Source organism: Streptomyces sp. NPDC088766, from assembly GCF_044750845.1.
GTDB lineage: Bacteria > Actinomycetota > Actinomycetes > Streptomycetales > Streptomycetaceae > Streptomyces.
Genome location: NZ_JBIVKQ010000039.1, coordinates 1 through 13,378, shown reverse-complemented (window position 1 = coordinate 13,378; position 13,378 = coordinate 1). Strand labels below are relative to the sequence as shown.

At 73.2% G+C, this 13,378-nt stretch carries 12 protein-coding genes; 8 read left to right on the top strand and 4 right to left on the bottom strand.

Translation table 11 applies throughout. The annotated features are described in order from the left end of the window. Nucleotides 1-8: 8 nt before the first annotated feature. Both ACIP5W_RS33995 and ACIP5W_RS33990 read right to left on the bottom strand, forming a co-directional pair. On the bottom strand, nt 9-1,037 hold the full coding sequence (locus ACIP5W_RS33995) for an alcohol dehydrogenase catalytic domain-containing protein (protein WP_401481681.1): 1,029 nt from the start codon (nt 1,035-1,037) through the stop codon (nt 9-11). A gap of 86 nt (nt 1,038-1,123) precedes the next feature. Beyond that, complete coding sequence (locus ACIP5W_RS33990; protein ID WP_401481679.1) at nt 1,124-2,599, bottom strand: AAA family ATPase; 1,476 nt, start codon at nt 2,597-2,599, stop codon at nt 1,124-1,126. A gap of 1,215 nt (nt 2,600-3,814) precedes the next feature. Here ACIP5W_RS33990 and ACIP5W_RS33985 point away from each other — a divergent pair. Genes ACIP5W_RS33985 through ACIP5W_RS33975 form a run of 3 tightly spaced genes read left to right on the top strand, consistent with a single transcriptional unit; the run spans nt 3,815 to nt 6,002 of the window. After that, on the top strand, nt 3,815-4,291 hold the full coding sequence (locus tag ACIP5W_RS33985) for a hypothetical protein (RefSeq protein WP_401481626.1): 477 nt from the start codon (nt 3,815-3,817) through the stop codon (nt 4,289-4,291). 37 nt (nt 4,292-4,328) lie between these two features. Continuing rightward, the gene (locus ACIP5W_RS33980) at nt 4,329-5,681 is read left to right on the top strand and encodes a nicotinate phosphoribosyltransferase (protein WP_401481624.1); all 1,353 of its coding nucleotides are present in this window, start codon (nt 4,329-4,331) and stop codon (nt 5,679-5,681) included. A 30-nt stretch (nt 5,682-5,711) separates the two neighbouring features. Continuing rightward, on the top strand, nt 5,712-6,002 hold the full coding sequence (locus ACIP5W_RS33975) for a DUF1876 domain-containing protein (protein WP_401481622.1): 291 nt from the start codon (nt 5,712-5,714) through the stop codon (nt 6,000-6,002). 162 nt (nt 6,003-6,164) lie between these two features. Here ACIP5W_RS33975 and ACIP5W_RS33970 read toward each other — a convergent pair whose 3' ends face one another. After that, complete coding sequence (locus ACIP5W_RS33970) at nt 6,165-6,737, bottom strand: dihydrofolate reductase family protein (RefSeq protein WP_401481620.1); 573 nt, start codon at nt 6,735-6,737, stop codon at nt 6,165-6,167. A gap of 281 nt (nt 6,738-7,018) precedes the next feature. Here ACIP5W_RS33970 and ACIP5W_RS33965 point away from each other — a divergent pair, with 281 nt between their 5' ends. From ACIP5W_RS33965 to leuE, 4 genes are all read left to right on the top strand, one after another. Beyond that, on the top strand, nt 7,019-7,189 hold the full coding sequence (locus tag ACIP5W_RS33965) for a DUF5670 family protein (protein ID WP_030933194.1): 171 nt from the start codon (nt 7,019-7,021) through the stop codon (nt 7,187-7,189). Between the two features lie 598 nt (nt 7,190-7,787). Next, entirely contained in the window at nt 7,788-8,762 is a 975-nt protein-coding gene (gene ppk2 / locus ACIP5W_RS33960) for a polyphosphate kinase 2 (RefSeq protein WP_401481677.1), read from the top strand. A 427-nt stretch (nt 8,763-9,189) separates the two neighbouring features. Next, on the top strand, nt 9,190-10,098 hold the full coding sequence (locus tag ACIP5W_RS33955) for an NAD-dependent protein deacetylase (RefSeq protein WP_401481618.1): 909 nt from the start codon (nt 9,190-9,192) through the stop codon (nt 10,096-10,098). A 156-nt stretch (nt 10,099-10,254) separates the two neighbouring features. Next, entirely contained in the window at nt 10,255-10,905 is a 651-nt protein-coding gene (gene leuE, locus ACIP5W_RS33950; protein WP_401481616.1) for a leucine efflux protein LeuE, read from the top strand. Nucleotides 10,906-10,987: 82 nt separating this feature from the next. On the opposite strand, the gene ACIP5W_RS33945 is transcribed toward leuE, so the two are convergent. Next, nucleotides 10,988-11,602 (bottom strand): lytic transglycosylase domain-containing protein, encoded by a 615-nt coding sequence (locus tag ACIP5W_RS33945; RefSeq protein WP_401481614.1) that lies wholly within the window; start codon nt 11,600-11,602, stop codon nt 10,988-10,990. A gap of 198 nt (nt 11,603-11,800) precedes the next feature. On the opposite strand from ACIP5W_RS33945, the gene ACIP5W_RS33940 reads away from it, so the two are divergent. Further along, nucleotides 11,801-13,009 (top strand): phosphatidylserine/phosphatidylglycerophosphate/cardiolipin synthase family protein, encoded by a 1,209-nt coding sequence (locus ACIP5W_RS33940; RefSeq protein ID WP_401481613.1) that lies wholly within the window; start codon nt 11,801-11,803, stop codon nt 13,007-13,009. Nucleotides 13,010-13,378: the final 369 nt, after the last annotated feature.

Here is a 13,378-nt window from a genome sequence, read left to right as displayed (position 1 = left end):
GGCCCCTGTCACTCCCGTCGCAGCACGACCTTGAGGGCCCCGGTGGCGGCGCCCTGCGAGAAGATCTCGTAGGCCTGTTCCATCCGGTCGAGACCGAGGGTGTGGGTGACCAGCCGGGCGACGGGCAGACGTCCGAACCTCACCAGTTCCAGCAGCCACGGTATGGAGGACGTGTCGACCTGGCCGGTGCTGATCGTCACGTTCTTGCGCCACAGGGATTCGAGGTGCAGGGTGACCGGTCCGCCGTGCGTCCCGATGTTGGCGATGCGCCCTCCCGCCCGGACGGCCTGCGTGCACAGGACGAAGCCCTCCGGTTCGCCGGACGCCTCGACGACGACGTCGGCGCCCGGTCCCTCGGACAGCTCGGCGATCATCCTGCCCGGCACTTCGGCGGCATCGGCCCCCATGCCGGCCGCGGCTTTCAGCCGGGCCTCGGACAGGTCCACCGCGATGATCCGGCGAGGTGAGCACAGCCGTGCGACGGCGACCGTGGCGAGACCGACGGGACCCGCGCCCACCACGACCACGGTGTCCCCGGGGCCGACGTTCCCGTTGCGTACCCCGACCTCGTAGGCGGTCGGGAACACCTCGGCGAGCAGGAGCGCCTGGTCGGGCGGGACGGCGGGGGGCCGTCGGTGGGTGGAGTGATCGGCGAAGGGGACCCGCACGAACTCGGCCTGGGCGCCGTCGATCCGGTTTCCCAGGAGCCAGCCGCCGCCTCCGCGGCACTGGCCGTGCCGACGCTCCCGGCATGCCTGGCAGCGGCCGCACGCGGAGACGGACGACACGATCACCTCCTGGCCGGGGAGCAGGTCGTGGACGTCACGCCCGACCTCCACGACCTCGCCCACGGCCTCGTGGCCGAGGACCGTCCCCGGCTTCACCTCGGGGAGGTCGCCCTGCAGGATGTGCAGGTCACTGCCGCAGACGGTGGTGGCGTCGACGCGCACGACGGCGTCGGTGGCCTCCTGCGTCGTGGGGTCCGGGACGGTGTCCCAGGAGATGTGCCCCGGACCGTGGTAGACGAGCGCACGCACGGTACTCACTTCCTCGCTCCCCCACCTCCACGGTCGCCCCGGCGCGGCACTCCGGCAACACGGACCCCGCTCGGTCGGACGTCCCCTCAGTCCGGCTCCATGTAGGGACGGCGGAAGACCGGGGCCTGCCCGGTGCCCCAGGGACGTACGGCCGCCAGTGCCCGGGCGACGGCGGAATCCAGCGGACCGCCGGTGTCGACGGCGACGGCCTCGGGCCAGGCCGGTTCGCGGGCCGCCATGGCGGCGGCGACGTCCGGGCCGGCGTCGGACGGGCCGGGGGCGCGCGTGCTCAGGCGGGCGGCCGACACCTCGTCCGGAACCCGGCAGCGCAGGGCGACGAGGTCGGCGCTGGTGCGTTCGGCGACGCGTTGTGCCGCTTCGCGCCGGACCGTGTCGGACCAGGTGGCGTCCAGGACGACGGACTCGCCCGCGGACAGCAGAGCGGCCGCCCGGTCGAGGAGGACGGCGTAGGTCCTGGCGGTCCACTCGGGTGTGTAGAGCCCCTCGCCGTAGCCGGCCGCCGCGGACCGCTCCGGTGGGATGCCCGCCAGTTCCTTGCGGACGCGGTCGCTGCTGAGCAGGGTGACCCCCAGCCGGTCGGCCAGCGCCCCGGACAGGGTCGACTTCCCGCTGCCGGGCAGCCCGCCCACGAGGGTCAGGGAGACGGCGGAGGTGCGCAGGTGACGCAGCGTCGTCGACACCAGCCGGCGTGCCGCCGTCCGCGCGCCGGGTGCGCCCTGGTGGGCCTGGATCAGGGACACCTTGGCACGGACGAACGCGCGGTAGGCGACGTAGTGGTGCCACAGGGACGCGGGAGCGGGGTCGCCGGAGTATTCGCCGTACTGCGCGAGGAAGTAGGCGGCGGCTTCCGGCGCGCCGAGCTGTTCCAGGTCCATGGCGAGGAACGCGGCGTCGTCCAGGCCGTCGACGTGGCGCAGCCGGTCGTCGAACTCCAGGCAGTCCAGGACGCGAGGGCCGTCGTCGAGGCAGAAGATGTCCTCGGCGAGCAGGTCGCCGTGGCCGTCGACCACCCGGCCCTGCTCGATGCGGGAGGCGAACAGCGGTTCGCGGCCGGCGAGGTAGCGCCGCACCAGCCGTTCCGTCTCGGTCACCCCGTCGGGCACGGAGCCGTCGTCGGCCAGCGCGTGGACCTGCGCGAAGCTTGCCTCCCAGCGCGACGACAGGGCGTCCCGCGTGCCCTGCTCGGCCACGTCCGGACCGCGGGGCGCGTCCGCGTGCCACGCGGCGAGGTGCCGGGCGACGGCCCGCAGGACGTCGTCGAGGGCGGCCCCGTCCCGTACCAGGCGGGAGAGGCGTCGGTCGGCGGGCATGCGCCGCATCACCACGAGCGGCTCGGGGGTCTCCGTGCCGGGGCCGCGGAACTCGCCGAGGCCGAGGTAGACGTCGGGGGCGAAACGGCGGTTGAGAGCGACCTCGCGGGCACACGCGGTCCGGCGCGCCGCCCGCGTGGTGTAGTCCAGGAACCCCAGGTCCACCGGCTTCTTGACCTTGTAGGCGCGGTCGCCGGCGAAGAACACGATCGCGGTGTGGGTCTCGCACACCTCGGCGCGCGGCAGCTCGCCGTCCTGGGGTGCGCCGGACCGGAGCACGGGTCCGTCGGCCCCGGTCACCGGCCGCGCCGCGCGTCCGTCACGGCCGGGCTCAGTCATGGGGGACCACGGCGGCAAAGCGCCCGTGACGGACGGCGGCCGGGGCGACGGCACGGAGGGCCACGGGCCGTTCCGCCCGGGCCACGAACGGCATGCCGACGCCGGCCGGGCAGCGGCTGCCGAAGGGGTCCGGCCGCCGTGCGCCGGGCGCGGTCGCACCGGAACCGGATGCGGTCCGGAGCCCGGGGTTCCGGGCGGCGTCGGCCACCGGGCTGCCGACGGTGTCCCGATGGGGGTGACGGGCTCGGAACTCCGCCCGCACGGTGCGGACGAAACGCTGCGCCGAGCGGTTCCGACCGGCCTGCGGGGGAACGCGGACCGGTCCGGACGCCGGCAGGACCCGCGCGTGCGGCGGGCCCGGCGGGCGCGGCGTGAGCCCGCGGTCGGCGGCCCCGTCGGCGGCCCCGTCGGCGGCCCCGCGGGCGGCGGAGAGACGTCCGGACGAGCCGTCGGGACCCACGGTGACGACTGGCTGCATGGCGGCGGTCTCCGTCTCGTACGAAGCTGGATACGACGGTGGGTTCGACGGCGTTACGACGGCGGTACGACGGCGGGTGACGGACGACGGATCCGGCGGCGTGCACGCGCCGGAGGCCGCCGGCACACCGGCGCGGGGCGTCCCTCCTTCGAGGAGTACCCCAATCCCCTTCCCGGCGCATGTGGAGCGGCGACGCGGCGCGGGCCCGGAAGGTGGCACCCACCGCGAGAGGAGACGGGTGCGATGGCAGTTCCCCTGGCGGTCGGTTCCGCCGGGCCCCCGGCGGGTCCGAGCGGACCCGCAGCACCCGCCGGGTCCCGGCTCCGGTCCCGGTCCCGGCGCGTTCGTACCCCGGGCCCGACCGGCACGCCCGCGGTCCGGGGCGACGGACTGGGCCGGAAACCGGTCCGGCAGGGACCTCCGGCCCTGTTCCCCCGCCCCGCCGCCGTCCGACGGTGGGAGCAGGTGGTGGGAACGGCCGGCGAGTTGCTGGAGGCCGACTCATGAACGCACAAGGTTCGCCGTACACATCAGGTCCGCCGTCGGGGCACGGCGACCACGCGTCCAAGGGCGCTAACCCCCTGAGGCGTCCGTCCGACAGGTTCGAGTGCTGGTGCCGCCGCGCCCTCATGGCGGTTCTTCTCATCGGGCTGCCGGCGGCCGCGGTGAGCGCGGGTACGACGGTGTACGAGGCGTCGATGGACACCGTGCACACCCAGGCGGCGGAACGGCACCAGGTCACCGCCCGCCTGACGTCGGACGTCAAGGGTGACGACTGGGCGAAGCGGTCGGCGCAGGTCCGCTGGACCGGCACCGACGGGGTCGTGCGGACGGGAGCGGCCCTCGTCGAACCGGGAACCCCCAAGGGCGCCACCGTGCGCGTGTGGGTGAACCGGAACGGAACCGTCACCGGTCCGCCCGCGAGCGAGCTCAACGCGACGACCAGCGGCTGGCTGATGGGCGGCATGGCGGCGTTCGGCGTGGCCGCCGGGTCCGCCGCGGCCTGGACGGGCATGCGTCTGGTCCTGGACCGGAGGAGGTACGCGCAGTGGGACGCCGAGTGGAACGTCGTGGAGCCCCGGTGGTCCGCGCGCTTCCACCCGTGACGGACACGACTCCGGCCGAGCCCGGGAGATGACAGCGATGTCGGATGCGACGACCACCGATCTGTACGAAGTCACGATGGCCATGTCCTACCTGCGGGAGAAAACGACCGGCCCGGCGACGTTCAGCCTCTTCGCGCGCTCCCTGCCGCCCGGGCGCGGCTTCCTGGTGGCGGCGGGCCTCGAGTCGGCACTCGACTACCTGGCCGGCTTCCAGGTCGGCCCCGAGGACGTCGCCGCCTTCGCCTCGGCGCTGCACCGGCCGCCGGAGGACCTGGCACCCCTGCTCGGGCTGGCGTTCACCGGCCAGGTGCGGGCGGTCCCGGAGGGGCGGATCGTGCTCGCGGACGAGCCGCTGCTGGAGGTGACCGCACCTCTTCCGCAGGCGCAGCTGGTCGAGACGTACGTGCTCAACCAGCTCAACCACCAGACGACGATCGCCTCGAAGGCCGTGCGCTGCACGCTCGCGGCGGCCGGTCATCCGGTCGTCGACTTCTCCTTGCGTCGCACCCACGGCCCCGAGGCGGGGTTCCGGGCCGCGCGTCTGAGCGCGATGGCCGGCTTCGCGGGGACCAGCAACGTGGCGGCGGCCACCGCGTACGGCATACCCGCCGTCGGCACCATGGCGCACTCCTTCGTGGAGGCGTTCGCCTCCGAGGAGGAGGCCTTCCGCGCCTTCGCCCGCGCCCACCCCGGTCCGGTGACCCTGCTGGTGGACACCTACGACACCGAGGAGGGCGTCCGTGTCGCGGCACGCGTGCTGCGGGACCTGGACCGCGGGCCCGGCTCGGCCGTACGGCTGGACAGCGGGAACCTGGGGAACCTGGCCGTGCGAACCCGCTCCCTCCTCGACGAGGCGGGCCTGCCGGATGTGCGGATCGTGGCCAGCGGCGGTCTCGACGAGTACGCCGTGGACGACCTCGTCCGCTCCGGGGCACCGATCGACACGTACGCCGTGGGCACCCGCGTCGGCGTGTCGGCCGACGCACCCTACCTGGACTCCGCCTACAAGCTGGTCGAGTTCGACGGCCGGCCGGTGATGAAGCTCTCGTCGGCGAAGGTGACGGCACCCGGCCGCAAGCAGGTGTTCCGCCGTCCCGGCTACGCCGACGTGATCGGGCTCGCCGACGAGCGGCCCCCCGACGACGGCGTGCCGCTGCTGGAGACGGTGATGCTGGAGGGGCGGCGCACCGGGAGGCGGCCCACGCTCGACGAGAGCAGGGAGAGGCTCACCGCGGACCTGGAGGCACTGCCCCCGGCCGCCCGCCGGATCCGAGCGCCGGTCGCCCCCCGGGCGACGGCCTCAAAGCGGCTGAGCGAACTCACGGCCGGCGTCCGGCGCCGCATCGAGGACAGGATGCAGGCCGCCTCCGCACGGCCCCGCACCTCATGACAGCCCCCATCCGGATCAAGGAGGAAAGCGATGTCGCACACGTCGGAATGGACGGTCCGTCTTCATCTGTTCGAGGACGACTCGGGAACGACGAAAGCACAGCTGACCCTGGACACCGGCACCACGGAACTCACCGGCCACGGAAGTGCGCACTGCCATCCGGCGGACCCGGACGTGCCGGAGATCGGCGACGAACTGGCAGCCGGCCGGGCCATGAACGACCTCGCCCGGAAGCTGCTGAGGACCGCCGAGAGCGACATCGAGGGCGTGGGCGCCGCGCGGCCGCACCGCCAGGGGATCACCGACGGATGGCTCACGTGAGCGACGGTGACCCCGCGCCCCCGAGCGCGCCGGCCGGGCACGGGCCGGTGGACGTGGCCGCGGCCCGGCCGTCCACCGACCCGTGACCGGCGTCGGTCACGGGCCGGTCGTGCCGGACGGCGTGCGGCCCGCCGCCGTCCGGAGGTGCGGCCCGCCGCCCGGTCAGCGGACGACGTCGAAGACGTTCTTCTGCACGCCGTTGGCGTAGGCCTCGTGCTCGACCAGCGTCAGCTTCTGGGCGTCCTTGTCGGAAGTGCTGAACAGGCGCTTGCCCGCGCCGAGCAGGAGCGGGAAGACGAGCAGGTGGTAGCGGTCGATGAGGCCGGCGTCCGACAGACCGTGGTTCAGGGCCGCGCTGCCGTGCACGATGATCGGGCCGCCCTCGGTCTCCTTCAACGCGGCGACCTCGTCGAGGGAGCGCAGGATGCTGGTCTCGCCCCAGTTCGACACCAGGTCGTCCTCGGTGAGGGTGGTGGAGACGACGTACTTCGGCATCACCTTGTAGTCGGCGAAGTCCTCCATGTCCGGCCAGACCGGGCTGAACGCCTCGTAGCTGGTCCGGCCCAGCAACATCGCGGTGGCTTCCTGCTGCTCGCGCCCCTTGATGTCGAAGGCTTCGGGGAGGAACTCGACGTTCTTGAAGGTCCAGCCGGAGTTCCGGTAGCCGGGCTCGCCGCCCGGGGCCTCGACGACGCCGTCGAGGGAGACGAAAGCGGTGCTGATCAGGGTGCGCATCGGAAGTTCCTCGGTTGTCTCGTGTCCGGTTCTCTGATGTCGGGAGGTGCGGAAGGCGCGCGACGGGGTCGCACTCGCGGCTGTGGCGCACCAACCATGATCTCTGACTGCGGATCACCGTGAAACTCATCGGTCGTCCGGCGCCATGTGCCCGGGGCGGGCGAGGCGGACACCGGTGGCGGGTCCGTGACCGCTGCCCGCACGTGCGGCGAAGAAACCAGGTGGTTCGGCTGTGTGTTCTGCGATTGACCGGGCACCAGGAGCGGCGGAGGTTGATAACCATGGTTCCCCTGCTTCTTGTTCTCCTGCTGGCTCTGATCCTCTTCGGCGCGGGCTTCGCGCTGAAGGCACTGTGGTGGATCGCCGTGATCGTGCTGGTGGTCTGGCTGCTCGGCTTCGTCATGCGCAGCGCGGACACCGGCGGCCGCAAGGGCCGCTGGTACCGCTGGTGACCCGCTGGACGACAGCGTGACTGTGGGCCCCGGGAACACCCGGGGCCCACAGGCGTGTCCACCATCAGAGCCCTCTTCGGACAAACGGTGGAAGCAGTCCACTCCCGGGCACCAGGCCTCGTAGCTGGGGTCCGGTGCAGCAGCGGAACCTGCGCCTCCAACCACCGGACCCCAGCGGCGGGACGGCCGGGCACCGCCCCACCGATGCGCTCGGACATCTCCCTCCCCTGCACGCGGCACATCCGACGAGGAGAAGCCGCCGATGACCGAGTCCGTACAGACCGCAACGGGGACGGCCCGGGAGAAGGCCGGGGCGGAGACCTCGGCGACCTCGGCGACCTCGGCGATCGCACGTGCCCTGGGCGGGCGGCGCACCGCCGCGAGGAGCGGATGCGCGGAGCGGAAGGCGTCCGGCCTCACGGAGAGCGCGGCGCCGGAGCCGGTCGAGCAGGCCGCCGCGGAGTCCGCACAGCATCTCGAGGCAGGTGCCGGGGAAGTGACCCGGCGCGCGGCCGCCGAGGTGAGAAGCCCTCCGTTTCGGGCAATCGCCCCGTGGAGCCCAGAAGGCACGGCCGCCCACGCAGGGAGCGAGGACCGAATGGACCACGAGGAGATCGAGGCACGGTTGCTGGACGGCCTGACGGTCGACGACCGCCGCCCGGAACAGCCGATACTGCTCGACGAAGCCCGAGAACCGATCACCACCTGGCGGGAGAACCACCCCTACGACCGGAAAGTGAGGCGCAAGGAGTACGAGCAGCGCAAGCGGGTCCTGCAGATCGAACTGCTCAAGCTGCAACGCTGGATCAAGGACACCGGCGGCCGCCTGGTCGTGGTGTTCGAGGGCCGGGACGCCGCGGGCAAGGGCGGCACGATCCAGCGTTTCGCCGAGCGTCTGAATCCGCGCGGCGCCAACATCGTGGCGCTGGAGAAGCCCACGGAGCGCGAGAGGGGACAGTGGTACTTCCAGCGCTATGTCAGCCATCTTCCCGGACCGGGGGAGATCGTCTTCTTCGACCGTTCCTGGTACAACCGGGCAGGGGTCGAACGCGTGATGGGCTTCTGCACGCAGCGGGAGTACGAGCTCTTCCTCGAGCAGTGTCCGCCGTTCGAGAAGATGCTGGTGGACGACGGCATCATCCTGGTCAAGTTCTGGTTCTCCGTCTCCCGGGCGGAGCAGCGGACGCGCTTCGCGATCCGCCAGGTCGATCCGGTCCGCCAGTGGAAACTGTCGCCGACCGACGTCCAGTCCCTCGACCTGTGGGACGACTACACCACGGCCAAGGTGGAGATGTTCCGGGCCACCGACACCGAACACGCCCCCTGGACCGTCGTCAAGAGCAACGACAAGCGACGTGCCCGCCTCGAAGCCATGCGCAGCCTGCTCCACCGGATCGACTACACGCTCAAGGACCCGGAGGCGATCGGCAAACCGGACCCGCTCGTCGTCGGTGCCGCCGCCACCCTCCTCGAACCGGGTGAGGAGGACACGGCCCTCTCACCGACCCCGCTGACCGCCCGGACCGAAGGCCCCGGGAACCACCCCGACCCGCAGACCCCCACGCTTCGATGACCGAGGCCCGCGCGCGGCGGCCGCCCGTGCGGTCCGCCGCGGCGGTACCCCGCCGGGGCACGCCCGGGAGGCGAGGCCTGGCGATCCGGCGGACGGACGACGTCCTCGCCGCAGCACCCGCCGGCGAGCGCACCGGGCATCCGCCGCGTCGTGTCCGCCGCCGACGGCATCGAGGACACCTCGACCCGCCTGCACGCCCACGACGCCGAACTCGTCGGCGAGGCAGCGCAGTTCGAGGTCGGCTACCGGCTCTGCCGGTCCGCGGCACCGGAGGCGTCGACGACGGTGGGCGCCCAGGCGCACTCCGCGAGGGGCGCCGTCCACACCGTCGTGCCGGGGCCGGCCTCGCGGCCTGCCGCGCACCGGCCGGTGGGCCGGCCGTCCGGGGACCGCTGCCGGCGGCGGCCGGTTCCGTACCCTGGTTCGCATGCGCACGCGCCCCACCCTCAGCTGGACGCCCACCGAGGACCTGCCGCCGGGCACCACGGACCCGGAGCCGGTCGTCGAGGCGCTGAGCGCCGGCGGTGTGCTGGTCCTCAGCGGGGCGGGCATCTCCACGGAGTCGGGCATCCCCGACTACCGGGGCGCGGACGGAAGCCTGAGCCGGCACACCCCGATGACCTACCAGGAGTTCACCGCCAGCGCCCGGGCTCGGCGCCGGTACTGGGCGCGCAGCCACCTCGGCTGGCGCACCTTCGGCCGCGCCCGCCCCAACGCCGGGCACCGGGCCGTGGCCGCGTTCGGCCGGCACGGACTGCTCTCGGGTGTGATCACCCAGAACGTCGACGGCCTGCACCAGGCCGCCGGCAGCGAGGACGTCGTCGAACTCCACGGAAGCCTGGCGCGGGTCGTCTGCCTCTCCTGCGGCGCCGTCAGCGCGCGCCGGGAACTCGCCCGGCGGCTGGCGGAGGCCAACGCGGGCTTCGAACCGGTGGCCGCGGGAGTCAATCCGGACGGCGACGCCGACCTCACCGACGACCAGGTCGGAGACTTCCGCGCGCTGCCCTGCGCGGACTGCGGCGGCATCCTCAAACCGGACGTGGTGTTCTTCGGTGAGTCCGTTCCGCCGCAGCGGGTCGAGGACTGTCGTGAACTGGTCCGCGGAGCGACGTCACTGCTGGTCCTGGGCTCCTCACTGACGGTGATGTCAGGGCTGCGGTTCGTCCGCCAGGCGGCCGAGGCGGGGAAACCGGTTCACATCGTCAACCTCGACCCGACCCGGGGCGACCGGCACGCGACGGCCCGGGTGGCGCTTCCGCTGGGAACGGCCCTCACCGCCGTGACCGACCGCCTGGGCATCCCCTTGGACGACGAGGAGACCGCACGGCCGAGGTGACGACGAGGGGCGGCGCTACCGGGGCTGTTCGAGGGCTGGCCGGGGGCCTGTCCGGGGATCGTGCCGGAGACGCGAGGGGGGCCGGGGCGTAAATGCGGGTACGGCGTCCGAGAATCCCTCTGGGAGACGCCGTACCGACGTGCGACACTTCCTGCCATGTTCGGCGTCAACGACCTCCCCACCTATCTGGCAGGGCTCGCCCTGATCGTCCTGCTGCCCGGCCCCAACTCGCTGTACGTCCTCTCCGTCGCCGCCCGGCGCGGGGTGCGGGCCGGCTACACCGCCGCGGCCGGCGTGTGGTGCGGCGACGCCGTGCTGATGACGCTCTCCGCCGCCGGTGTCGCCTCCCTGCTCCAGAGCAACGCCGTGCTCTTCGGCATCGTGAAGTACGCGGGTGCCGGCTACCTGACCTGGCTGGCCGTCGGGATGCTCCGGGCCGCGTGGGGGATGTGGCGCAGCCGGCGCGAGCGGACCACGTCCGATGTGCGGTCCGCCGCCGTCGCCGACGAGCGCCCCTTCCGGCGGGCCCTGGTCATCAGCCTCTTCAACCCCAAGGCCATCCTGTTCTTCGTCGCCTTCTTCGTGCAGTTCGTGGACCCGGCCTACGCCTACCCGGCGCTGTCGTTCGTCGTCCTCGGCGTGTTGGCGCAGCTGGCGAGTGTGCTGTACCTGAGCGCGCTGATCTTCAGCGGGACGCGCCTGGCGGCGGCGTTCCGGCGGCGCAAGCGGCTGGCGGCGGGGGCCACGTCGGCGGCGGGAGCACTTTTCCTCGGGTTCGCCGTCAAGCTGTCGCTGGCCGGCGGCTGAGCCGAGGCGCGCCGCCCGCCGTGGCCGCGGACTCGATCGTGCGGGATCCGCCGCGCGGCCGACGGCACCTGCACCGCCGCCCCTACCGCGACCGCTCGGCCGGAGGCGCCGCCGCCCGGCCGCCGTCGGCCGGAGCGGCCAGAGCGCGGGCGGCCCGGTCGCGGTGTGCGCGGAAGCGGCGCAGGTACGACCGTGCCATGGGACCCGGCGGGACCCCGCGGGCGAAGGCCCGCATGTTGCGTTCGCCCGTGTTGTAGCCGAGGGCGAGGAGTTCGTCGCGGGTGTAGCGGCGCACGTGCCGCTCCGGAAGGGTGCGGTCGAGGTCCTTCAGATGCAGGGCCGCCGCCTGGAGGGCGAACGCGGGATCCTCGCGGAGGTCCCGCCACCGCTTCGACAGGCCGTGCGTCCGCCGGACCCGCTCGAACGTCGCACGGTGCATGTTGGCCAGTCCGAAGGACGCTCCCGGCTTCCACCACTGCCACAGCCGTTCCAGCAGCGGGTGGTGCGGTTTGTACGCCTCGTTGTAAAGGACGGTCATCACGAGGAGGGGTGACACTCCGGCCTCCGCGGCGCAGCGCACCACCTGCGGGGCGTAGTCGGCCGGGTCGTATCCACCGGGCCGCAGTGGCGGTTTCCGCACGCCACCGGGGCCCGCCGGCCCGGCCTCCCGCCCGGACACCGCCGCTCGCTCCGCCATCCTCGACCCGCCTCTCCTCTGCCGCCCGCCCCCGCCCGTACGGCGGGGCCGTCCCTGTGGGATGCACGTGCCCCTGTGCCCCGGCCTCAATCCGGCCCGCGACGGCTGGAGTGCCGCGCCGCCGACCGGGCATCCGGTTGTCCGGGCCGTCGCGGCGGCCCTCGACGTTCGCCTTCACGGTCCAGTGGGAGATTCCGCGTGATACTCGACGACATACCGGCACCCCGCGCTCACGACGGCGCACCCGACGCGGCGGCGCGCAAGCAGCGTCTGCGCCGTCGCCTGGAGCGGCTGATCGGCGTGGCCGCCACCGAAGGCAACGCGCTGGTGCCCCTGCGCAACGGTGACGAGATCTTCCCCGCGATGCTCGGGGCGATCCGTGCGGCCGAGCACACCATCGACATGATGACCTTCGTGTACTGGCGGGGTCAGATCGCCCACGACTTCGCCGCCACCCTGGCCGACCGCGCCCGCGAGGGAGTGCGCGTGCGACTGCTGCTCGACGGCTTCGGCGCCAAGGAGATCGAAGGGCGGCTGCTGGACCTGATGAGCGAGGCGGGCGTCCAGGTGGCCTGGTTCCGCAAACCCGCGTGGCTGTCGCCGTTCAAGCAGAACCACCGCTGCCACCGCAAGGCCCTCATCGTCGACGAGCACACCGCCTTCACCGGCGGCGTGGGCATCGCGGAGGAGTGGAGCGGCGACGCCCGCAACCCCGGCGAGTGGCGGGACACCCACGTCCAGGTGCGCGGTCCGGCCGTGGACGGCATCGCGGCCGCGTTCGCGCAGAACTGGGCGGAGTGCCACGACGACCTCTTCGACGACCGTGACCGCTTCACGGCACACCCGCAGGCCGGCTCCTCGGTGGTGCAGGTGGTGCGCGGCTCCGCGAGCATCGGCTGGCAGGACATGCAGACGCTCATCCGGGTCATGCTCACCTCCGCCGAGGAACGCTTCCGGCTGGCCACCGCCTACTTCGCCCCGGACACCTACTTCATCGACCTGCTGTGCGAGACCGCGCGGCGCGGCGTGCGCGTCGAGATCCTGCTTCCCGGGCCCCATACCGACCAGCGGGCCTGCCAGCTCGCCGGTCAGCACCATTACACGCGGCTGCTGGAGGCCGGCGTGCACATCCGCCAGTACCAGCCGACCATGATGCACGCCAAGATCATCACCGTGGACTCGGTGGCCTCCCTCATCGGGTCCACGAACTTCAACCGCCGGTCCATGGACCACGACGAGGAGGTGATGCTCGCCGTCCTGGACGAGGAGTTCACCGCCGTGCTCGACCGCGACTACGACGCGGACCTGCGCGACAGCATGGACGTCGACCTCAGGCGGTGGAGACGGCGGGCGGTGCTGCAACGCGCCAAGGAGTCCGCGGTCCTCCCGATCCGGCGATTCCTGTGAGCCGCCCGAAGAGAGTGCCCCCGCAACCGGAGAGTGCGGGGGCACTCTCCCCTGTTCCCGATGGGCGGCAGCCCTCTGTTCCCGGTGGGCGGCGGCGCCGAGGCACGTCGGCGGGCACCGGCGGATGAGCGCGCGGGCCGGGACGAGGAAGGTTTCACGCGAGGGATGCGCCGCGGATCTGCCACCGGATCCGCATGCGGGACCGGTGGGGGCGGTGGGCACGAGCCGCCGTCACCCTCACGCTTCCCCGCACTTCCGCGCACGGCGGCCACGGCAGTGGGGACGGGGCCCCGGGGGGGGGGGCCCGGGCGCCAGCCGGGGGCGGGGGGGGGGGGGGGGGGGGGGGGGGGCGGTGGGATGGGGGAGGGG